The sequence below is a fragment of the Campylobacter sp. MIT 97-5078 genome (assembly GCF_006864455.1).
Classification (GTDB): Bacteria; Campylobacterota; Campylobacteria; order Campylobacterales; family Campylobacteraceae; genus Campylobacter_D.
This window is the reverse complement of record NZ_QHLK01000008.1, coordinates 1-19298: the sequence shown is the minus strand read 5'-3', so window position 1 is coordinate 19298 and position 19298 is coordinate 1. Positions and strand designations below refer to the sequence as shown.

Genomic DNA, 19298 nt, shown 5'->3' with positions numbered 1-19298 from the left:
TTGGCTTAAAGTTTGAAAAAATTTGTTGTGATATAAAAACTATATTCATAAAAACTTTTGCAAACTTAAAACAATTTTAGCTATAATTTGTCTTTAAATTTCTTAAGAGGAAGATTATGCCAAAACTTTACCTGCAATCTTTGGGCTGTAATAAAAACTTAGTTGATAGTGAGATTATGCTTGGTCGGCTTGAAAATTATGAGCTTTGTGATGAGCCTCAAAACGCCGATGTTTTGATAGTTAATACTTGTGGCTTTATCAAATCTGCCAAGATAGAAAGTGTAAATGTCATTTTATCTTTGCATGAGCAAAGAAAAGATAATTCAGTGCTTGTCGTAACTGGCTGTTTGATGCAACGTTATAAAGATGAGCTTGTTAAGGAGCTTCCTGAGGTTGATTTATTTACTGGCGTGGGCGATTATGATAAGATCGATGAGATTATATTTAAAAAGGTGAATTTGTTTTCAAACTCAACGTATTTGCAAAATGAGCAAAGCAAAAGGCTTATCACTGGCTCAAAAACGCATGCTTTCATCAAAATCGCTGAAGGCTGTAATCAAAACTGCTCCTTTTGTGCCATACCAAGCTTTAAAGGCAGGCTAAAAAGCAGAAGCATAAAGAGCATAATAAGCGAACTTGAAAGCCTTATAACAAAGGGTTATTTTGACTTTTCTTTCATCGCTCAAGATACTAGTTCTTATCTTTTTGATGAGGGGCAAAAAGATGGACTGATTAAGCTTATTAAAGCAGTTGAAAAGCTAGAGGGTGTGAAGAGTGCGCGCATTTTGTATTTGTATCCAACAAGCGTGAGTAAGGCTTTGATTGAAAAAATCATCGCTTCAAAGGTTTTTGTAAATTATTTTGATATGCCTTTGCAACATATAAATGATGATATGCTTAAAATCATGAAAAGAGGCACAAACAAAAAGGCTTTGCTAGAGCTTTTAAAGCTTATGAGATCAGCAAAAGATAGCTTTTTACGCACAGGCTTTATAGTAGGACATCCTCATGAAAATGAGGCTGAATTTAACGAACTTTGCGAGTTTATTAAGGAATTTGACTTTGATAGAATTAGTATTTTTGGCTATTCTAAAGAAGAAGATACTCGTGCTTTTAGCCTGCCTCAAGTGCCAAGTAAGATCATCAACAAAAGGCTTAAAATCATCGAAAAAATTGTCGATCAAAGCCTAGAAAAAAGTTTTGCAAAAGAAGTGGGTAAAACAAGGCAGGTTGTGATCACAGGGCAAAGTAGCGAGGGCGAGTTTTTCATCGCTGGAAAGGATTTGCGTTGGGATAGGGAAATTGATGGGGAAATTCTCATCAATGAAAGCCTATGTGGCAAGCTAGAACTTGGTAAAATTTATGAATGCAAAATCACTCAAAGCCTAGATAAAAAGCTCATCGCAACAGCCTTAAAAGAGCTTTGATGAAGCTTAGTCAAAAAAGCTTGCAGGCTTTAAGTGGGGGTAAGAATTTACTTGGCTTTTCTTATCAAAGCGATAGCACAGCTTTATTTTATATGCTTTTAGAACAAAATATTAGCTTTGATTTAGCTTTGGTTGATTATGGTACAAGAACGCAAAGTAAGGTTGAAGCAAAAGCAGCTAAAGAACTTGCAAAAAAGCATAATAAGCAAATTTTTATAAGAACTGCTCCAAAGTTTAAGAATAATTTTGAAAAAAACGCAAGGGATTTTCGTTACAGCTTTTTTAAAGAACTTTGCGAGCAAAAAGGCTATGAAAACCTTATCTTAGCCCATCAGTTTGATGATCGTTTTGAGTGGTTTTTAATGCAGCTTAAAAAAGGAGCAGGTTTAAGCGAACTTTTAGGTATGCAAGAGCTTCAAAAAGAGCTAAGTTTTACTTTGGTCCGCCCTTTTTTAAGCATAAGCAAAGACGAAATTTTAGATTTTTTAGAGCAAAATCAAATTTTTTATTTTAAAGATTTAAGCAATGAAGATGAACAATTTGAACGCAATTATATAAGAAAACATTTTTCAAAACCCTTTTTAAAGCTTTTTGCTAAGGGAGTAAAAAGAAGTTTTAACTATCTTCAAAAAGATTTAAATACCTTTTATCAAAATGCTTTTTATAAGGAATTTAAAGGCATAAGCATAGTTTCAAAGCAAGAAAGCTTGATCGCAAAAGCCATTAAAGCAAAAGGTGTAAGGATAAGCGCTAAACAAAGAGAGCAAATGATGAAGCAAGACGGCGTAATATCAGGCAAAATAGCACTTTGCTTTAAAGAAAAATTTGCCTTTGTATTTGAGTATAAAACTTGTGAAAAAATCCCAAAGGAATTTAAAGAAAGGTATAGAAAAGCAGGTATTCCTAAGCTTTTAAGGGCTTATTTTTACACTCAAGGCATTCATGAGGAGGATTTTTTAAATAAAATTCAAGAAAGCTTTAAACTTAAATCATAAAGTTTTAAATTTTGATATAATCTCGAACAAAAAAGGATACAAATGAAAGCTATAGGATCGATCTTAACACCTATTTTAACGATAGCAGGAAGTGATTGTAGTGGTGGGGCTGGCTTGCAAGCTGATCTTAAAACCTTTAGTGCTTTTAAGCTTTTTGGAATGAGCGTTGTAGTAAGCGTTGTGGCTGAAAATACAGCACGCGTGATAAGTTGTTTTGATATACCAAAGCAAATTATTGATGAGCAAATGCAAGCTATTTTTGAGGATATTCCTCCAAAAGCTGTTAAGATAGGTATGCTTGGAAGCAAGGAAACTATAGAATGTGTGAGCGAAAATTTAGCTCATTTTAAGCCGGAAAATATTGTGATTGATCCTGTGATGTTTGCTAAAAATGGTTTTGCCTTAATGGATCCTAAAAATTGCGAACTTTTTAAGCAAAAAATGCTTCGTTTTGCTGATGTTTTAACCCCAAATATCCCAGAAGCTCAGTATTTGTGTGGTTTTGAGATCAAAGATGAAAAAGACATGATAAAAGCTGCAAAAGAGCTTTGTGAGCTTGGAGCAAAGGCTGTTTTGCTTAAGGGCGGACATAGTGAAACAAATGCTAATGATGTCTTTTTTGATGGGCAAAATGTGCAGATTTTTAAGGCTGAGAGATTAAAGACAAAAAATACGCATGGCACAGGTTGCACCTTAAGTTCAGCCCTAGCTTCAAATTTAGCCCTTGGTAAAAGCAAGATCGAAGCGGTAAAGGAAGCCAAAGACTATGTGTTTAAGGCTATAAAATATTCTTTAAATTTAGGCAAGGGTTGTGGTCCTACGAATCATCTTTTTGAGTTTATGGGGCTTGAATGAATTTTGATAAAAACAAGCTTGATTTGAGCTTATATCTTGTAGCAAGCAGGCAAAAAAGAAGCGATGAAAGCTTTTTAAATCAAGTTAAAAACGCTATCTTAGGCGGCGTAAGTGTGGTGCAGCTTAGAGAAAAAGAGCTTAACTCAAGAGAGTTTTTTGAGCTTGGTATGAAGCTTAAAAGGCTATGTGATGAGTTTTATGTGCCATTACTCATTAATGATAGGCTTGATATTGCCCTGGCAATTGAATGTGCTGGGGTGCATTTAGGGCAAGATGATTTAAGCTTAAGTGTGGCAAGAAAGCTTTTAGGAGAACAAAAAATCATCGGCTTAAGTGTAAAAACTCTAGTTCAGCTTGAAAACGCATCAGGGGCTGATTATATAGGCTGTGGGGCGGTGTTTCCTAGCCTTTCAAAAGAAAGTGAGCTTATAGGCGTAAAAGGCGTTAAAGAACTAGCCTTAAATACGAATTTAAGGGTAGTAGCAATAGGTGGCATAGATGAAAATAATGTCTTAGAACTAAGTTCAAGCAAAATCGCTGGCATAGCTGTGATAAGGGCTTTAATGCAAAGTGCTAATGCTTATGAAACAGCTTTAAAGCTTAAGGCTAGCATAATGCAGATTAAGGAGGCTAGATGAGTGTTTTGATGGAATTTTGTATATTTAGCATAAGTGGGAAACTTTCAAAGAGTGCTGAAGTAGCTAAGGTGATAAGGAAATTAGAGAGTAAAAACATAGCTTATAAGCTTAATCCTATGGGAACTTGCGTTGAGTGTAAATCCATGAAAAAGGCTTTAAAAGTGCTTAAAATGGCTTCAAATTGTTTTGATAGCAAACGTTTTTATATCACGGCTAAATTTGATTGTTATGAGGCTAGAAAAGAAGCTTTTGAAAGTAAGGTTAGAGCAGTTAAAGAAAAATTATGATCTATCTTGTTGGAGAAGTTCATTTTGAAGGGGTGCAAAATCTTGTTTTAAATGAAATTTGCTTTTTTGATTTCAGCCTTGATTTAAATGAATTTGACGCTCTTATCATCACTTCAAAAAATGCTATAAAAGCTCTTAAACGGCTTCATATCAAGCCTATAAAAGATTTAAGCGTGTATGCAGTAGGAGCTAAAACAGCTAAAAAAGCTTTAGAATATGGCTTTAAAGAGGTAAAATTTCCTCAAAAAGCCTATGCAAGTGAGCTTTTAGCTGAGTTTAAAGAGGAGCTTAAAGGCAAAAAATGCCTTTATCTAAGGGCTAAAAAAGTGCGTTCAAATTTAGGTAAAGAACTTCTTAATTTAGGTGTTTATTTAAGAGAATGTATAGCCTATGAAAATAAGCCTTTAAAGCCTGATATAAGCTTAATACAACCTGCCATTTTTATCTTTAATGCTTACTCAGCCTTGCGAAATTTCTTGCATTTTTATAGCTTTAATGAAAAAGACATCATCATTTGTCTAGGACAAAGCACAGCAAAAGCTTTGCCACAAGGACTTTTAAATAAAATTTATATCAGTCAAGAGCAAAGTTTGCAAGCTTGTGTTAGCTTGGCTAAAAGTCTAGTAAAGCAAGAGTAAGGCAGGGTTTGAATCTTAATTCTAAATAAAATCGCAATTTTTATAGCCCTTGTAGTTTTAAAATTTTCAAAAAAATACAAAATTTAAGAGAAATTTTAAACTCATTGTAAATACTAAAACGCTATAATCCACCCAATATAAACAAAAGGAGCTTCAAAGTGGCTGATTTGAGTAATGAAGAGTTGAAAGTCTTGCTTGAAAAACGTATCGCAGAGCTTGAAAACTCAGATACAAAAGAAGAAAAAGCAATCAATCCAGAAAGCGTGCAGGCTTTAATCAAAACTCTTGCTTTGCCAAATGATTTTGTGCCTTTAGCACAAAGGGTGTTAGAGCTAGCTCCTCGCATAAATGTGGTGTGGTTGCATTTGGCTGAATGCACCGGCTGTTCTGAGAGCCTTTTTAGGACGACAAGTCCTGATTTAGTCGAACTTTTATTTGACTTTATCTCTTTAGAATACCACGAAACACTTATGGCTGCAGCTGGTTGGCAAGCTGAACACAGCATAGATGAGCTTTTGGCGAGCAAAAAAAACTTTATTTTGGCTGTTGAAGGGGGTGTAGCTCCCATAGATACTTATTTTTTAACCATAGGAGCAAATGGTGAGAGTGGTTATGAAATACTTCAAAAGCTTGCCAATAAAGCAAAAGCTATCTTTGCTATGGGGACTTGCTCAAGTTATGGAGGCGTTCAAGCAGCTACTCCTAATCCAAGCAAAGTATGTGGTATAGCTGAAGTTTTGCGTCAAAAGATCGTGCAGGTGCCAGGCTGTCCGCCAAGCGATATTAATATCGTTGCAAATTTGAGCTTTTACATGCTTTTTCAAACTCTACCAAACTTAGATGAAAGAAATCGTCCAAAATGGGCGTATGGCAAGTGTTTGCATGATATGTGCGAAAGAAAAGCAAAATTTGAAGCTGGAGTTTTTGCTCAAAAATTTGATGATGAGCTTGCAAAAAGTGGGGCATGTTTGTTTAAGGTAGGCTGTAAGGGACCTTATACTTATAATAACTGCCCAAAAGTAAAATTTAATGCTAAAACTTCGTGGCCTGTGCAAGGCGGACATGGCTGTATGGCTTGTTCTGAGGCGAATTTTTGGGATGAATTTGGTTTTTATGAAGAGCCAATGAAAAATCTTACTTCTTATATAGACTTTTCTTTTGCAAATAGTGATAAAAAAGGCTTTGCAAGTCTTGATAAAGCACAAATTCAAAGCGTGCTTGATGATAAGAGAGTGATTTTAAGTTTTGATAATGAGACAAGGCTTTTGTATAAGGGACTTGATGATGAGCCTTGTGATTTTTTGAAATTTGAGTTTGAAAGTAATGTTAAACTTGTGCTTGCAAATATCGCTAAAAATAAACTTGGAGCTTCTTTGCTTGAAACATATAAGAAAGAATTTGCTCAAAATTATGCTTTTATAGAGGCAAATTATGATGATACGCCACGTCCTAGTTCAAATATCTTTAAGTTTTTTGAATACACTCATGTTTTAGCTCGCGGGGAGTTTTTACCAGATATGAAGACTTTTTTAGATTTGGCAGCAAGTTATAAATTCAAGCATATCAGCCCCTTAGATATCAAGCTAAGTTTAAATGATACTGAAGCTAAACTTGATGTAAGCAAGAGCTTTAGAATGCCTTTGATTTATCTTAGCGGTGGGCTTGAGATAGAGGCTTTAGCCTTTAGTGCCTGTGAGCTTATGTTTAAAAATCTTAATCAAGCATTAAAACATTTAAGCCAAAAACAAAATAAAGCTATAGCGTTTAACTTCCCTCAAAGCTACGATCACGCCTTTTTTCAAAGTCAGCTTGCAAGGCTTAATTGAAAAAGCTTGATTAAAAGCTGGAACTTTGAATAGGAGCGTATTTGAAGCTTTCTTGTTTTAGTATCTTTTTAGGTTTTGTAAGATTTTGTTTTCTTTTATCTTAATTTTTGTCTTATATATAAATGAAATTACTTTCAAATCAAATTTGAAAGCAAATTAAGCTAGAGTAAATTTTTAAAGTCTTTAAAGCCACTTTCTTGATCTACTTTTTCTTTTAAAAGAGCGAGAAAGTCCTTTCTAGCAATGTTTTTTGCACCCATGAACTCTAAATGTGGATTATGTACTTGACAATCAATGATAAACTCATAAGGTTCTAAAAGCTCACAAAGCTTTATCATTGCTAGTTTTGAGATGTTTTTTTGAAGGCTTACCATGCTTTCACCAAAAAACACCTTACCTATGATAAGTCCATAAATTCCACCCACTAGTTCGTCTTTTTCATAGACTTCTAGGGAGTGTAAAAAGCTTTGTTTTAAAAGCACTTCATAGGCTTTTAAAAAATTTTCATCAATCCAAGTGTATTTTCTTGTGCTTGCACAAAGTTTGATCAGGGTTAAAGGTGCTTTATCGAGCTTAAATTCATAATGTTTAAAAAAACGTTTGAGGCTTTTTTGTTTGTAAATATCAGCTGGAAAAAGTGTCATTCTAGGATCAGGACACCACCAAGTTGTAGGATTGCTCGTCCAAGGGAAAAGCCCAAAGCGATAGGCTTTAAGCAAAAAATCACTTTCTAAATGAGGGGTTAAAAACACCGGTGCATCACTAGGGGCGTTTAAAAGCTTAGAATACAAACTCGATTGTGCCATTTTTGCCAAGCCTTAGCTCAACTAAACCGCCATTTTTAAGCTTGCCAAATAAAAGCTCATCGCTGAGTTTCTCACCTATTTCTTCAGCGATAACGCGTTTTAAAAGACGCACGCCAAATTCTTTTTTATAGGCTTTTTTGGCTAGGTAAATTTTAAGTTTTTTATCTGCTTTTATGCTGACATTTTTGAGATTTTCACTGATCTCATCAAGTTCTTTTTGCACTATCTTTTCAAGCACACTATCATCTAAATCATTAAAATGAATGATTTTATCGATCCTGTTTAAAAACTCTGGTGCAAAAAAGTCTTTAACAGCCTTTGAGCTTTTTTCTTCAGACCTACTTAAAAAGCCAAGTTCATTGCTCTCTTTTAAGCCTAAATTTGAAGTCATTACGATGATAGTATTTTGAAAATCAGCCCTTAAGCCACTACTATCAGTTAAACTTGCGTTGTCAAAGATCTGCAAAAAGGTATTGCTTAGATCAGGATGAGCTTTTTCAATCTCATCAAACAAGATCACGCTAAAAGGATTTTTTCGCACCGCATTACTTAAAAGCCCACCATCTTCATAACCAACATAGCCAGCAGGAGCTCCAATAAGCCTTGAAATAGCGTGTTTTTCGGCATATTCGCTCATATCAAAACGTTCTAAATGAAGACCTAAGTTTTTTGCCAAAGTCTTGCAAAGCTCAGTTTTTCCAACCCCACTTGAGCCGGTAAATAAAAACACTCCTTTTGGAGAATTGGCATTTTTTAAGCCAGCATAGCTTTGTTTTAAAGTTGCACAAAGTGAGTTTATAGCTTCATCTTGTCCAAAAATTTCTTTTTTGAGATTAGCATTTAAATTTTTAAGCATTTTTGCCTTATCAAGTTCAAAAACCTTATGTGAATGAGTCATTTTGGCAAGTGTGTTTTCAAGCTCTTTAAGGCTAGCTTTGCTTGTTTTGCGTTTTTCAAGCTTAAAAGAAGCCCCAAGCTCATCAAGTAAATCAATCGCACAATCAGGCAAAAACTTATCTGTAAAAAACTTTTTACTAAGCTCTACGCAAGCTTGTAGCACCTCATCATCAAATTTCACGCCGTGGTATTTTTCGTAAGTGTTTCTTAAGCCTTTTAGGATTTGCAGGCATTCTTCTTTGCTTGGTTCATCAACATCAATCTTTGCAAAGCGTCTGCTTAAAGCCTTGTTTTTATCAAAAGAGTTTTTATACTCCATAAAAGTTGTCGCGCCGATACATTTTAGTGTGCCATTGCTTAGAGCAGGCTTGAGTAAATTTGACATATCAGTATGACTTTCATTTGCTGCTCCAGCACCAACCATAGTGTGGATTTCATCGATAAATAAAATGGCATTATCTATTTTTTGAAGTTCGCTTACTATATCTTTAAGACGCTTTTCAAAATCGCCTCTATATTTGGTGCCAGAAAGCAAAGAACTAATATCAAGGCTAAAAATCCTTGCATTTTCTAAGTCTTGTGGAACTTTTTTTTGAGTTATTGCTAAAGCTAAACCATCAACGATAGCTGTTTTACCGACGCCTGCTTCGCCTACTAAGATAGGGTTGTTTTTTTTGCGACGCGAGAGGATTTGCACCATTCTTTCGAGTTCAAAATTTCTGCCAATGAGCGGATCTAGTTTGCCTTTGGTGGCAAGTTCGGTTAAATCTGTGGTAAAGTTTTTAAGATTTTCAAGCTCGCTTTGAGTTTTTAATTCTTCGATCTTGTTTAAATTTAAAGCATGCTTTTCAAGCAAAAATTTAGAATAAGTGCGTTCGTCTTTGCTAAGCTCTTCGAGGAAGTCCAAAATTTTTGGCTCTGTGTCAAGCTTGTGTAAGATATCATCTAAAACAACTGAATTTATGGGTTCTATGTCTTTGTTTAGGATTTGATTTTTTTGAGCGATATGATTTTTTAGTTCATTTTCTAGGGCGTCAAAATCTGCATCTGCAAATTCTTCAAAAATTTCTTTAAAATCCGGACTTAGTTTTAAAAGAGCAAAAAGCAAATGCTCGCAAGTTACAAACTCATGGCGGTTAATTGCACTAAGGTGCTTAGCATTAGCAAGGTATTTTTTCAAATCTTCTTGGTATTTCATTCTTCTTCTATCCTTGTTTGAAGTGGAAAATTAGCTATTTTAGCAGCTTGTTCAACTTGTTTTTGTTTTGAAAGGGCGATTTCTTCGGTATATACTCCACATACTCCACTTCCTTGATAATGAATTTCAAACATAAGGCGACTTGCAGCATCTAAATCAAAATGAAAAATATCCATTAAAATCTCGATCACAAAGTCCATAGTCGTAACTTCATCATTTAAAAGTAAAAGCTTAAACATCTTTGGTTCGCTAAGTTCTAGCTTTTCAAGACTTTCAGTTTTTGGCATTTTTTTCCTTGATCGTATTTAAATCCTTTTGCATAAGCTCGGTTGGAATCTTTCCAAGATAAAATTTCACACTTTTAGAGCTATTATAGTAATCGCTTAAGTCTTGATACTCTCCGTTTTGAAGCACGACTTTAAAAGGGAGCTGTTCCATATTTTGATAATTTATATCTTTTAAGACTTGAGCGATAATCCTTTCGTTTTGATCTGAATTACTTAAGAAATAAAACGCTCCAAAATCATGAGCAAACTGCCTCACAGCTTCATCACTCACGCTTTCAAAATGCGTTAAGCCAATGAGGACAAAATCCTTAGCATTATTTTTCCAAAGTTGAGTTAAATAACTTGCCTCTTCTTTACACGGTGCACAAAAAGTGCCAAAAAAATCAAGCATGATGATTTTTCCTTCTTCACCCTTGATAACAAAGCCATTTTGAGTTCTTATAAGTGTTTTACTGCCTCCATTGACGTTTTGTAAAACAAGTTCATCGCCTTTTTGATACTCATCAAACAAAAAGTCATTTTGCACTTGTTCTTGATTTTTACAGGCGATGAAAAAAAGGCTTAATATACCTAAAAGTAAGGCTTTTACATAAAATGCTTTCAATTTTATATCCCCTTTAAAGCTGCTCTTGCTTCAAGATCAGCTTGTTTTTTCTTTAAAACTTCTCTTTTATCATGTAAAGTTTTGCCCTTGGCTAGGGCTAAGCTTGCTTTGACTTTGTTTTTGACGTTAAAATATAGTTCTAAAACGACTAAGGTTAAGCCATCTTGTGAGACTTTGCCAAAAAGTTTGTCGATTTGTTTTCTATGCATTAAAAGTTTTCTTGCTCTTCTTTCTTCGTGTTTAAAATGTGAATTTGTTGTGCTAAGATGAGAAATGTGAGCATTAAGCAAAAAAAGTTCGCCCTTAATCACTCTTACAAAAGAATCTTTTAAATTCGCTCTGCCAGCCCTTAAAGCCACAACTTCACTTCCTTTAAGCACCATTCCAGCTTCAAAACGTTCAAGTATGGCATAATCAAATAAAGCCTTTTTATTGCGTGCAATAATCTTCATCAAACCACCTTAAATACGCTACTTCCACTACCACTCAAAAAAAAGTTTTCCTGCATAAAAGAAAGCATTTTAGGATATAATTTTACACAAATTGTAAATAAATCATTTAAGTGCGTATTTTTATGCTCAAAAAGTTCATGATTTTTAAGTGTGATAAGCTTTGAAGCAAGCTTTTCATTGGCTTTATAATCATGTGGGTTATGATCAAATTCTTTGTAAATCAAAGGGGTTTTGCACTCTATATCTGGAAAAATAAATTCAAGTTTTGGTAAATCATCTTCAAACTCTGTAATGAACTGCCCTGTGCCACTGACATTAGCACACTTATATCGGCTTAAAAAAAACGGCACATCAGAACCTAAAGAAAAGCCAATTTGCATAAGTTTTTCTTGAGGAATTTTTAAATTTAAAGTCTCATTCATTAGCATTAAAAAGCTAGCTGCATCGCTACTTCCTCCGCCAAGTCCCCCACCTTGAGGGATATTTTTGATGAGTTTGAGGCTATATTTGGCAAAGCATTCTTCAAGCTCGTTTTTAAATCCAGCTTTGCAAAGTGCGTTAAAAGCTTTGAAAATGATATTATCTTCGCAGTAAAAATCACTTATAATCTCAAAGCCAGCCTTTGATTTTTCAGTGCTTAAAAAGAGCTCATCAAAAAAATCATAAAGCAAGATAAAACGAGAGTGTAAAAGATGATAGTTTCTCTCATCAAGTCCAATAAGTTTTAAAAAAAGATTTGCCTTGGCATACGCTTTCATTTGTTTTGCTTTAGCTTTTGACTTAGATTATCAAGTTTGATATCAGAGCTGATGATAGAGTGTAGGTTTTCATCCTTAATCTGTGTGATAAGCTCTTTTCTCAGTATCATTAAAGACCTTGGTGCTTCTATACCTATTTTAACATATCCCTTGCCAATTTGAATGATTTTGATTTCTACATCCTCGCCAATTTGCACGCTTTCATTTTCTTTTCTTGATAAAATCAACATTTTTCCACCTTGTTTAAAAGATAAGTTACTTTTTTATCCTTGATGCGAATCACACTAAAAAAATCCTTATCCTCGATAAAATACTCACCCTCATCTTGAATTTCAAGCTCATCAAGATTGATTTTTGTGCCATTTTCAAGCTTATTTAAATCTAAAAGCGAGTTTTGTTTTAAATTTAAATATTCTAGCACATTTAAGCTTTTTTCATCATTATATACAAATTTTCCCTCACTTAGTCTTTCAAGTGCACTTAAAGTGGCTTTTACGCCAAGCTTTAAAGCGATAATTTCACAATATGACCTTACATATGCACCCTCACTAACGCTAAGCTCTATGCTTAAAAAAGGGTGCATGTAATGTAGCATTTTACACTCATAAATGTGCATTTTGCATGTTTTAAGTTCAGCTTTTTCGCCTCTTTTAGCTAGCTCATAGGCTCTTTTTCCTTGCACTCTTTTAGCACTAAATTGAGGTGGGATAAACTCAAGTTCGCCTTTGATAAGCGTGCTTTTGATTTGTTCTTTGCTAAAGGCTAAAGGCAAGGTTAATTCTGTGATATTGTGTTTATCAAGACTTTTTGAGCTTGCTCCTAGCCAAATCGTTGCTTTGTAATGTTTAGGCGTTTTGTCTAAAAAGCGAAAGAGTTTGGTATATTGATTAAAAGCGATGATTAAAACACCTTTTGCGAAGGGATCAAGTGTGCCTGAAAAGCCTGCTTTTTTGACTTTGTATTTTTTCTTTAAAGTGCTTAAAAAGGCGTTTGAGCTAATATTTGCTGGTTTATACGCTACAAAAAGTTTGTTCATGAAATTTTTTCTACAAAAGAAGCAAGTAAGGTTCGTTCTATGCCACCAAAATTTATGCCAAGTTTTAATTCGCCTTTGTTAATCACACTCACTACCCTACCTATACCAAAAATTTTGTGTTTGATCAAATCACCTTTCTTAAATTCGGTATTTTTTGACTCTTCTTTTTTATCTTTGTTTTCATTTGTGATTTCATCTAAGAATCTACTTTTGCGAATTTGTGCTCTTGAACTTCTAAAAAACCTCGAGTGAGCATGGCTTAAAAACAAGCCTTTTTTAGCTCTTGTAATGGCTACATACGCAAGTCTTCGTTCTTCTTCAAGCTCGTTTATATCATTTTGTAAAGGAAAAAAGCCTTCCTCAAGCCCTATAATAAAAACATAATCAAACTCAAGCCCCTTGCTTGCGTGTATGCTCATCAAAAAAACACTTTCGCCTTCTAAATCATCTTGATCGCTAAGTAAGGAAATTTCATTAAGCAAGTCCTCTAAGCTTTCATACTCTCTTGCTTTTTCTTTAAGGCTGGCAAAAAACTCGTCCATATTTTGCACTCTATCCTCGCCATCAATGAGATTTTTATAATACTCCTTTAAGCCAAAGCTTTTTTCAAAACTTACAAATAAAGTCTTTAAATCTGTATTTTGGCTTAATTCACGCAAGTTTTTAAGCTCGTTTGCAAAATTTTTTAATTCTTCATTGAGCTTTGCACTGAAAAAATTCGTATCAAGCACGCTTAAAAGGGCTTGAAAAAGTGATTTTTTTTGGGTTTTGCCTAAATTTTCAAGTTTTTCTAAAGCCTTATTGCCAAAGCCTCGTTTTGGACGGTTGATGATACGTTTAAATGAAAAGTTATCGTGCGGATTATGAATAAGTCTAAGATAAGAGATCATATCCTTAATCTCCGCTCTTTCATAAAAACGAATTCCGCTAAGTATCTTAAAAGGGATTTTTTCACGCATAAAAGCTTCTTCAAGCGAGCGAGAAAGGGCATTCACCCTGTAAAGTATGGCAATTTCACTTGCTTTTATACCTTGAGAGAGAAGTTTTTTGATCTTTGAAGCGATATAACTAGCTTCAGCTTTTTCATCAAAATTTTCTATGATTTGCACTTCTTCGCCCTCATTTTTAGTGCTGATGAGCGTTTTTCCTAACCTTGTTTCATTGTTGGCTATCAAGGCGTTTGCAGCTTTTAGAATTTGAGAGCTTGAGCGGTAATTATGCTCTAATTTTATAAGTTTAACCTTATCAAACTGCTTTTGAAAATTTAAGATATTTTCTATCCTTGCTCCACGCCAAGCATAAATGCTTTGATCATCATCGCCTACAACGACTATATTTTGATGCGTTGCACAAAGGCTTTGTAAGATGGTGTATTGTAAGGCATTTGTATCTTGATATTCATCAACCATTATGTATTGATAGTGCTTGCTTTGCTCTTTTTTAAAATTTTCATCAACATTTAAAATCTTACTTGTTAAAAGCAACAAATCATCAAAATCCACAAGATTATTTTGCAGTAAAAAAGTCTCATAGAGCTTATATACTCGTGCAAGCTCTTCAAGAGTGTCTGGGTTTGGATTAGTGTCTGGATTTGGATTTTGGTTTTTAAGGAGTTCTAAGTCTTTAAAAAAATCCTTTACACTCTTAGCTTCGTTTTTAAGTTTTGAGATATACGCGCTTAAAGTTGAGCTTGAAAGCTTTTTATCCTCATTGATTAGTTCTTTTATAATGCGTTTTTTATCCTCACTATCAATGATAATAAAATCATTCTTACGTCCAAGTTTTTCTATATGAAGCCTTAAAAATAAAAGTCCAAATTTATGAAAAGTGCAAAGTAGAGGACTAGCAAGCTTTTGTTTTTGAATGAGTGCTAAGGCTCTGCTTTTCATCACATTTGCGGCTTTGTTTGTAAAGGTTAAAGTTAGACTTTGGTTTGCGTCAATGCCTATTTCATCGATTAAATAAGCTAGGCGGGTGGTGATGGTTTTAGTTTTTCCAGAGCCTGCTCCAGCTAGGATTAACATAGCTCCTTCAAGGTGGCTTGCAGCCTCTTTTTGGCTCTCATTTAGTCCTTCAAAGAGTTTCATTTCTTAAGGCTGTCTTTGTTTTTTGGATTTTTTAAAAAGATATTGATCGAGTTTTGAGTGAGCTCCTTATCATCTTTTTTTCTTTCATAATGAGAAAAATTCACAAAAACAACATCATTTTCGATCTGAATTTGTGTGATCGCTCCTAGATCAATGCTTACAAAGGTAGCAAAATCATCAAGTCCAAAACCAGCATGAAAGGTGATTTGCTCTTCATTAAGTTCAATGCTTTCAAAGGTATAACCAGCCAAAGCAAACAGAGCATAAGGATTTTTTTTAAGGTCTAAATGCTCGGGCAAAGGTGGATCAAAATCGATAAATTTTGTCTTTGCAACTACACCAAATTCGCTTTTTTGAGTTATTAAGCTTTTGATAACCTCAAAGCAATGTTTTTGCATAAGTTTTACAAAATCAGCATTAGCAAGGAAATTTTCTACTTTCATTCAAGCTCCATAAATTCATCAACAAGTTTTTTTATCTCTTTTATGCCTATATCCCAAAAATACTTATCTTCTATATCAAAGCCAAACATACCAATAAGCTCTTTTGGATCCTTACTGCCTCCTAAAGATAGCATTTTGATATAAAGCTCGGTGAAATTTTCGCATTTTTTACTCTTATAAAGCCCATATAAAGCCAAAACAAGAAGCTGAGCATAAGCATAAGCATAGCAATAAAATGGACTATGGATAAAATGTGGGATATAAGACCACCAAGAAGCGTATCTTTTGCCTAAAATTACGCTATCTTGAAACATTTTTTTACTTTCTTGCATCCAAATTTCATTGATTTTTTTGGTGCTAAGTTCTTCAGTATGAGCGTGAATTTTGCGTTCAAAGGTGGTAAAATTGATCTGTCTGTAAAGTGTAGCAAAAATATCTTCAATCTTTGCTGCATAAAGCCCTATAAGCTCATCTTTTTTTAGCTCTTTTTTTAAGAGATCAAAAACAAGCATTTCAGCAAAAACTGAAGCTGTTTCAGCTGTGGTTAGGGGCGTGTCTTGATTAAGATAGCTCACATTATAAGAAAGTTTTTGATGTATGGTATGTCCAAGCTCATGAGCAAGAGTAAAAAGATCGCGTCTTTTTTTGGTATAGTTAAGCAAGATATAAGGGTGCGTATCAGGCGTGGCTGAATGTGAAAATGCCCCACCTCTTTTGCCTTCTTTTGGGTAAATATCAATCCATTCTTTTTCAAAAGCTTCATTTGCTATGTTAAAAAAAGCCGGGCTGAAATTTTTAAAGGCTTTTAAAACTATGCTTTTTGCCTCGCTAAACTCCATGCTAACATCCTTACCAATAGGAGCGTATCGATCATAATCTTTAAGCGTTTTAAAGCCTAAAATTTGCTTTTTCTTTTTATAAAATTTGCTGACTAAATCAAAGTTTTTTTCTGTGCAGTTGATAAGTGCATCAACGCTATTTTGTGAAATTTGATTGCTTAAATGTCTTGGTTCTTCAGCATTTTTAAAGCCTCTTAGCTTGCAAATACTTGCTCTTTCAGTTTTTATCATATTGTAGATATAAGTTAAAAGCGGGGCATTTTTTTCAAGTGCTTTGCTAAAAGCTTTTGCAGCCTTTTTACGCACCTTTCTATCAGCATTTGACATTTTGCTCAATATTTCTTCTTCGCTTAAAAGTTCGTTTTCAAAAGGGATTTTAAGCCTTGCTAGGCTTTCATCAAATAGCCTTGAAAAAGCTTGTGCTCCTGTGTTTGAAAGATTTAAGATGATTCGCTCTTCTTTTTGGCTGAGTTTGTGTTTTTTGTTTTTTAAAAGATTATTGAGATAAAAGCTATATTCTTTTAAATTGTTTGCAAATTCTTTGCTTTTTACTTCGTTTAACTCGCAAAACTCAAGTTCGAAAAAGAGTAAATTTTCCTCACTTTGTTTGCATTCATTTTCACATTTTGCTAAAAAGCTACCCTTACTTGTATCGCTTGCAAAATTTAAATACGCATAAGTCATGATTTTACCAACTTTGATTAAAAGCTTTTCATACTCTTTTATAACTTTTTCAAAATCTTGACAAGAAAACATTTCAAGCTTATTTTTATAGTTTTGCTTAAAAGCTTCGCTTTGTTTTTGTGTCTCTTGTATGGCTTTTTCAAGCTCATTTTCATTTTCAAATAAATGCTTTAAATTCCAATTTTCTTTCATTATCATTTTTCCTTTATTCATTTTCTAAGATAAGTTTTCTTAAAGCTGCCATTCTAATGGCTACGCCGTGCTTGACTTGCTTTAAAACCAAAGAGCGAGGATCGGCTAATACTTCATCGCTAATGTCTATATTTCTATGCACTGGTCCTGGGTGTAAGATGATAACTTTTTTATCTTTAATCAGTTCTTTAGTGATACAAAAATCATTTGCATAGTCTTTTAAAGAACCATACATTTGCTTTTGATGTCTCTCGGTTTGGGTCCTAAGGCTCATGATAATATCAGCTTGATCTATCGCTTCTTTAAGTTTATAAGTTTTTTCAAGTTTGACATTTGGCATAAAATGAGGCGGAGCAACTAGGATGATCTTTAAGCCAAAACGACTTAAAAGCTCTATATTTGAAGCAGCTACTCTTGAGTTTTTGATATCTCCAACGATGATGATAGTTTTATTTTCTACTTCATTCTTAAAAGCTTTCATGATAGTGAAAAGATCAAGTAGGGCTTGTGTAGGATGAGCGTGCTTGCCGTCGCCTCCATTTAACACCGGACAATGCATATAAGAAGCAAGAGAAGCAGGCACGCCAGCATGCTGATGACGTACCACTATGGCACTTGGACTCATCGTATCTAAAATTGCAGCTGTATCAAAGAGGGTTTCGCCCTTGCTCGAACTTGATCTTGAGACATCAAGACGCAAAACTTTAGCGTCAAGTCTTTTTGCGGCTGTTTCAAAAGAAGAAAGTGTGCGAGTTGAGTTTTCAAAAAAGATGGTCGTGATACTTTTACCTTTAAGCGTATTTCTAGGCTTTTCATCTAAATACTCGCTCGCTTCCTTAAAAAGCTCTAAAACCTCGTCTTTACTAAAATCCTTTGTTGTGATGAGGTGTCTCATAGCCTCTCCTATATCTTTAAATTTAGCTCATTTTGAGAACAAATCGCTGTAAAAAGAACATCAGTGGAACTATTTAAGGCTGTTTCGACGCTATCTTGTATCACGCCTATGACAAAGCCTACAGCCACAACTTGCATAGCGATATCATAGTCAATATTGAACAAAGAGCAAGCCAAAAGGTATAAGAAGTAAAGAGCCTCCAGCCACCCCACTAGCCCCACACGCTGCAAAAGTAGCGATTATACTTAAAAGTATAGCTTCAAAAAAGCTAACATGTATGCCTAAAGTGTGAGCTGCTGCAAGGCTTAAAACAGCTATGGTTACAGCTGCTCCAGCCATATTTATTGTAGCTCCTATTGGGATAGAAACCCCATATAAGTCTTTATCCACGCCAAGCTTTTCACAAAGCGCCATATTTACAGGGATATTTGCAGCTGAACTTCGCGTGAAAAAGGCAAAAACTGCACTTCGTTTAAGGCAGATAAAGATGAGCGGATAAGGATTTTTTTTCGTAACGATAAAAACGATGAGAGCATTGATGATAAAAGCCACAAAAAACATAGTCAAAACAAGCACTACAAGCAGTTTTAAGTAACTATTCAAGCCAGCTGAACCAGTGCTTGCGATAGAATGAGCCACTAGGGCAAAGATACCAAAAGGAGCAAGTTTGACGATGAAATTAACTATCTTTAAAACACCATGATTGATATCAACAAATAGTTCTTTGGCATGAGCTGAGCAATGTTTCATCGCCATACCAAAGGCTATAGCCCAAGTTAAAATGCCTATATAGTTGCCATTTGCAAGGGCATTGATCGGATTGTCAACGATCTTAAAAAGCAAGTCTTTAAAAACCATATCTATGCTTTCAGGCGAAGAATTACTCGCCTTTTCAACTCCGCTTAAAACAAGCTCAACAGGGAATACAAAGCTTATGATAACAGCACTTACTGAGGCTAAAAAAGTGCCGATGATATATAAAAAGATGACATTTTTCATCTTGTGATTGCTTTGAGAAAAGTCTTTGGTGCAAAGCGAAGTTGCTATGAGTATAAAAACTAAAATAGGTGCAATAGCCTTTAAAGCTCCTATAAATAAGTCGCCCAAAATACTTATATAAGGCACAAATTTAGGCACAAAAGCCCCAAGAAGCACACCAGTAATGATGCCGATGAAAATTTGTAAGATCAAATTGCCATTTTTATAGTTGTGAATTAGGTTTGAAAGCATGCAAAGCCTTTCTTTCTTTTAAAATTGCAAAATTTTAGCAAAATCAAGCTTAAATTCAAAACTTTTTCAAATTTATTTATCTTTTCCCAAACTTTTTCAAAAAACTTCCTTTCGTTTTTTTTTTTTTTTGATATAATACCCTTTCATTTTTAAAAACCAATTTAAAAACCAACAACTGCTTTGTCACTAAAAATATATTAAAAAACTACAAATAAGGAGAAAAA

At 34.4% G+C, this 19298-nt stretch carries 19 protein-coding genes and 1 pseudogene; 7 read left to right on the top strand and 13 right to left on the bottom strand.

What is annotated here, in order from left to right; translation table 11 throughout:
• Window positions 1–116: 116 nt before the first annotated feature.
• From rimO to DMB91_RS05310, 7 genes are all read left to right on the top strand, one after another.
• The gene (rimO, locus tag DMB91_RS05340; protein WP_034906309.1) at window positions 117–1427 is read left to right on the top strand and encodes a 30S ribosomal protein S12 methylthiotransferase RimO; all 1311 of its coding nucleotides are present in this window, start codon (window positions 117–119) and stop codon (window positions 1425–1427) included.
• Window positions 1427–2422, top strand: a complete 996-nt coding sequence (tilS, locus tag DMB91_RS05335) for a tRNA lysidine(34) synthetase TilS (protein WP_052043241.1) — start codon at window positions 1427–1429, stop codon at window positions 2420–2422. Before rimO ends, tilS begins: the two co-directional genes overlap by 1 nt.
• A gap of 42 nt (window positions 2423–2464) precedes the next feature.
• Window positions 2465–3277 (top strand): bifunctional hydroxymethylpyrimidine kinase/phosphomethylpyrimidine kinase, encoded by an 813-nt coding sequence (gene thiD, locus DMB91_RS05330; protein WP_034906311.1) that lies wholly within the window; start codon window positions 2465–2467, stop codon window positions 3275–3277.
• Entirely contained in the window at window positions 3274–3915 is a 642-nt protein-coding gene (thiE, locus tag DMB91_RS05325; RefSeq protein WP_034906315.1) for a thiamine phosphate synthase, read from the top strand. Before thiD ends, thiE begins: the two co-directional genes overlap by 4 nt.
• Window positions 3912–4202 carry an MTH1187 family thiamine-binding protein gene (locus DMB91_RS05320; RefSeq protein ID WP_034906318.1) on the top strand — a complete coding sequence of 97 codons (291 nt, stop codon included), beginning with the start codon at window positions 3912–3914 and terminating at the stop codon, window positions 4200–4202. Before thiE ends, DMB91_RS05320 begins: the two co-directional genes overlap by 4 nt.
• Window positions 4196–4840 carry a uroporphyrinogen-III synthase gene (locus DMB91_RS05315; RefSeq protein ID WP_034906321.1) on the top strand — a complete coding sequence of 215 codons (645 nt, stop codon included), beginning with the start codon at window positions 4196–4198 and terminating at the stop codon, window positions 4838–4840. Before DMB91_RS05320 ends, DMB91_RS05315 begins: the two co-directional genes overlap by 7 nt.
• 158 nt (window positions 4841–4998) lie before the next feature.
• Window positions 4999–6666, top strand: coding sequence for a hydrogenase small subunit (locus tag DMB91_RS05310; protein WP_081946941.1), 1668 nt, complete (start codon window positions 4999–5001; stop codon window positions 6664–6666).
• A gap of 161 nt (window positions 6667–6827) precedes the next feature.
• Here DMB91_RS05310 and aat read toward each other — a convergent pair whose 3' ends face one another.
• From aat to sstT, 13 genes and pseudogenes are all read right to left on the bottom strand, one after another.
• Window positions 6828–7472 carry a leucyl/phenylalanyl-tRNA--protein transferase gene (aat, locus tag DMB91_RS05305; RefSeq protein ID WP_034906324.1) on the bottom strand — a complete coding sequence of 215 codons (645 nt, stop codon included), beginning with the start codon at window positions 7470–7472 and terminating at the stop codon, window positions 6828–6830.
• A complete protein-coding gene (locus DMB91_RS05300; protein ID WP_143116856.1) occupies window positions 7447–9567 on the bottom strand; it encodes an AAA family ATPase in 2121 nt (706 codons plus the stop codon). Before DMB91_RS05300 ends, aat begins: the two co-directional genes overlap by 26 nt.
• Complete coding sequence (locus DMB91_RS05295; RefSeq protein ID WP_034906412.1) at window positions 9564–9854, bottom strand: ATP-dependent Clp protease adaptor ClpS; 291 nt, start codon at window positions 9852–9854, stop codon at window positions 9564–9566. Before DMB91_RS05295 ends, DMB91_RS05300 begins: the two co-directional genes overlap by 4 nt.
• Window positions 9841–10458, bottom strand: coding sequence for a TlpA disulfide reductase family protein (locus DMB91_RS05290; RefSeq protein ID WP_052043242.1), 618 nt, complete (start codon window positions 10456–10458; stop codon window positions 9841–9843). Before DMB91_RS05290 ends, DMB91_RS05295 begins: the two co-directional genes overlap by 14 nt.
• Before the next feature lie 2 nt (window positions 10459–10460).
• Window positions 10461–10910 carry an SsrA-binding protein SmpB gene (gene smpB, locus DMB91_RS05285; protein ID WP_034906410.1) on the bottom strand — a complete coding sequence of 150 codons (450 nt, stop codon included), beginning with the start codon at window positions 10908–10910 and terminating at the stop codon, window positions 10461–10463.
• Window positions 10910–11668: a 4-(cytidine 5'-diphospho)-2-C-methyl-D-erythritol kinase gene (locus DMB91_RS05280; RefSeq protein WP_034906407.1), complete on the bottom strand. Its 759-nt coding sequence runs from the start codon at window positions 11666–11668 to the stop codon at window positions 10910–10912. The genes smpB and DMB91_RS05280 overlap by 1 nt, the downstream gene beginning before the upstream one ends.
• Window positions 11665–11898: a carbon storage regulator CsrA gene (csrA, locus tag DMB91_RS05275; RefSeq protein ID WP_034906404.1), complete on the bottom strand. Its 234-nt coding sequence runs from the start codon at window positions 11896–11898 to the stop codon at window positions 11665–11667. Before csrA ends, DMB91_RS05280 begins: the two co-directional genes overlap by 4 nt.
• Complete coding sequence (gene truB, locus DMB91_RS05270) at window positions 11892–12704, bottom strand: tRNA pseudouridine(55) synthase TruB (RefSeq protein ID WP_034906401.1); 813 nt, start codon at window positions 12702–12704, stop codon at window positions 11892–11894. Before truB ends, csrA begins: the two co-directional genes overlap by 7 nt.
• A complete protein-coding gene (locus DMB91_RS05265) occupies window positions 12701–14791 on the bottom strand; it encodes an ATP-dependent helicase (protein ID WP_034906398.1) in 2091 nt (696 codons plus the stop codon). The genes truB and DMB91_RS05265 overlap by 4 nt, the downstream gene beginning before the upstream one ends.
• On the bottom strand, window positions 14788–15234 hold the full coding sequence (locus DMB91_RS05260; protein WP_034906395.1) for a hypothetical protein: 447 nt from the start codon (window positions 15232–15234) through the stop codon (window positions 14788–14790). The genes DMB91_RS05265 and DMB91_RS05260 overlap by 4 nt, the downstream gene beginning before the upstream one ends.
• Complete coding sequence (locus tag DMB91_RS05255; protein WP_034906392.1) at window positions 15231–16949, bottom strand: M3 family oligoendopeptidase; 1719 nt, start codon at window positions 16947–16949, stop codon at window positions 15231–15233. The genes DMB91_RS05260 and DMB91_RS05255 overlap by 4 nt, the downstream gene beginning before the upstream one ends.
• Window positions 16950–16962: 13 nt before the next feature.
• The gene (locus DMB91_RS05250; protein WP_034906389.1) at window positions 16963–17844 is read right to left on the bottom strand and encodes an aspartate carbamoyltransferase catalytic subunit; all 882 of its coding nucleotides are present in this window, start codon (window positions 17842–17844) and stop codon (window positions 16963–16965) included.
• Window positions 17845–17852: 8 nt separating this feature from the next.
• Window positions 17853–19074 (bottom strand): annotated as a pseudogene (gene sstT / locus DMB91_RS05245) (serine/threonine transporter SstT).
• Between the last annotated feature and the right edge of the window lie 224 nt (window positions 19075–19298).

What these genes read in the sequence shown, in the direction of transcription:
- DMB91_RS05300 (WP_143116856.1), bottom strand. Translation starts at nt 9,567, where the DNA reads ATGAAATACCAAGAAGATTTGAAAAAATACCTTGCTAATGCTAAGCAC.
- tilS (WP_052043241.1), top strand. Translation starts at nt 1,427, where the DNA reads ATGAAGCTTAGTCAAAAAAGCTTGCAGGCTTTAAGTGGGGGTAAGAAT.
- DMB91_RS05260 (WP_034906395.1), bottom strand. Translation starts at nt 15,234, where the DNA reads ATGAAAGTAGAAAATTTCCTTGCTAATGCTGATTTTGTAAAACTTATG.
- smpB (WP_034906410.1), bottom strand. Translation starts at nt 10,910, where the DNA reads ATGAAGATTATTGCACGCAATAAAAAGGCTTTATTTGATTATGCCATA.
- aat (WP_034906324.1), bottom strand. Translation starts at nt 7,472, where the DNA reads ATGGCACAATCGAGTTTGTATTCTAAGCTTTTAAACGCCCCTAGTGAT.
- DMB91_RS05320 (WP_034906318.1), top strand. Translation starts at nt 3,912, where the DNA reads ATGAGTGTTTTGATGGAATTTTGTATATTTAGCATAAGTGGGAAACTT.
- DMB91_RS05280 (WP_034906407.1), bottom strand. Translation starts at nt 11,668, where the DNA reads ATGAAAGCGTATGCCAAGGCAAATCTTTTTTTAAAACTTATTGGACTT.
- thiE (WP_034906315.1), top strand. Translation starts at nt 3,274, where the DNA reads ATGAATTTTGATAAAAACAAGCTTGATTTGAGCTTATATCTTGTAGCA.
- DMB91_RS05255 (WP_034906392.1), bottom strand. Translation starts at nt 16,949, where the DNA reads ATGAAAGAAAATTGGAATTTAAAGCATTTATTTGAAAATGAAAATGAG.
- truB (WP_034906401.1), bottom strand. Translation starts at nt 12,704, where the DNA reads ATGAACAAACTTTTTGTAGCGTATAAACCAGCAAATATTAGCTCAAAC.
- thiD (WP_034906311.1), top strand. Translation starts at nt 2,465, where the DNA reads ATGAAAGCTATAGGATCGATCTTAACACCTATTTTAACGATAGCAGGA.
- csrA (WP_034906404.1), bottom strand. Translation starts at nt 11,898, where the DNA reads ATGTTGATTTTATCAAGAAAAGAAAATGAAAGCGTGCAAATTGGCGAG.
- DMB91_RS05265 (WP_034906398.1), bottom strand. Translation starts at nt 14,791, where the DNA reads ATGAAACTCTTTGAAGGACTAAATGAGAGCCAAAAAGAGGCTGCAAGC.
- DMB91_RS05250 (WP_034906389.1), bottom strand. Translation starts at nt 17,844, where the DNA reads ATGAGACACCTCATCACAACAAAGGATTTTAGTAAAGACGAGGTTTTA.
- rimO (WP_034906309.1), top strand. Translation starts at nt 117, where the DNA reads ATGCCAAAACTTTACCTGCAATCTTTGGGCTGTAATAAAAACTTAGTT.
- DMB91_RS05295 (WP_034906412.1), bottom strand. Translation starts at nt 9,854, where the DNA reads ATGCCAAAAACTGAAAGTCTTGAAAAGCTAGAACTTAGCGAACCAAAG.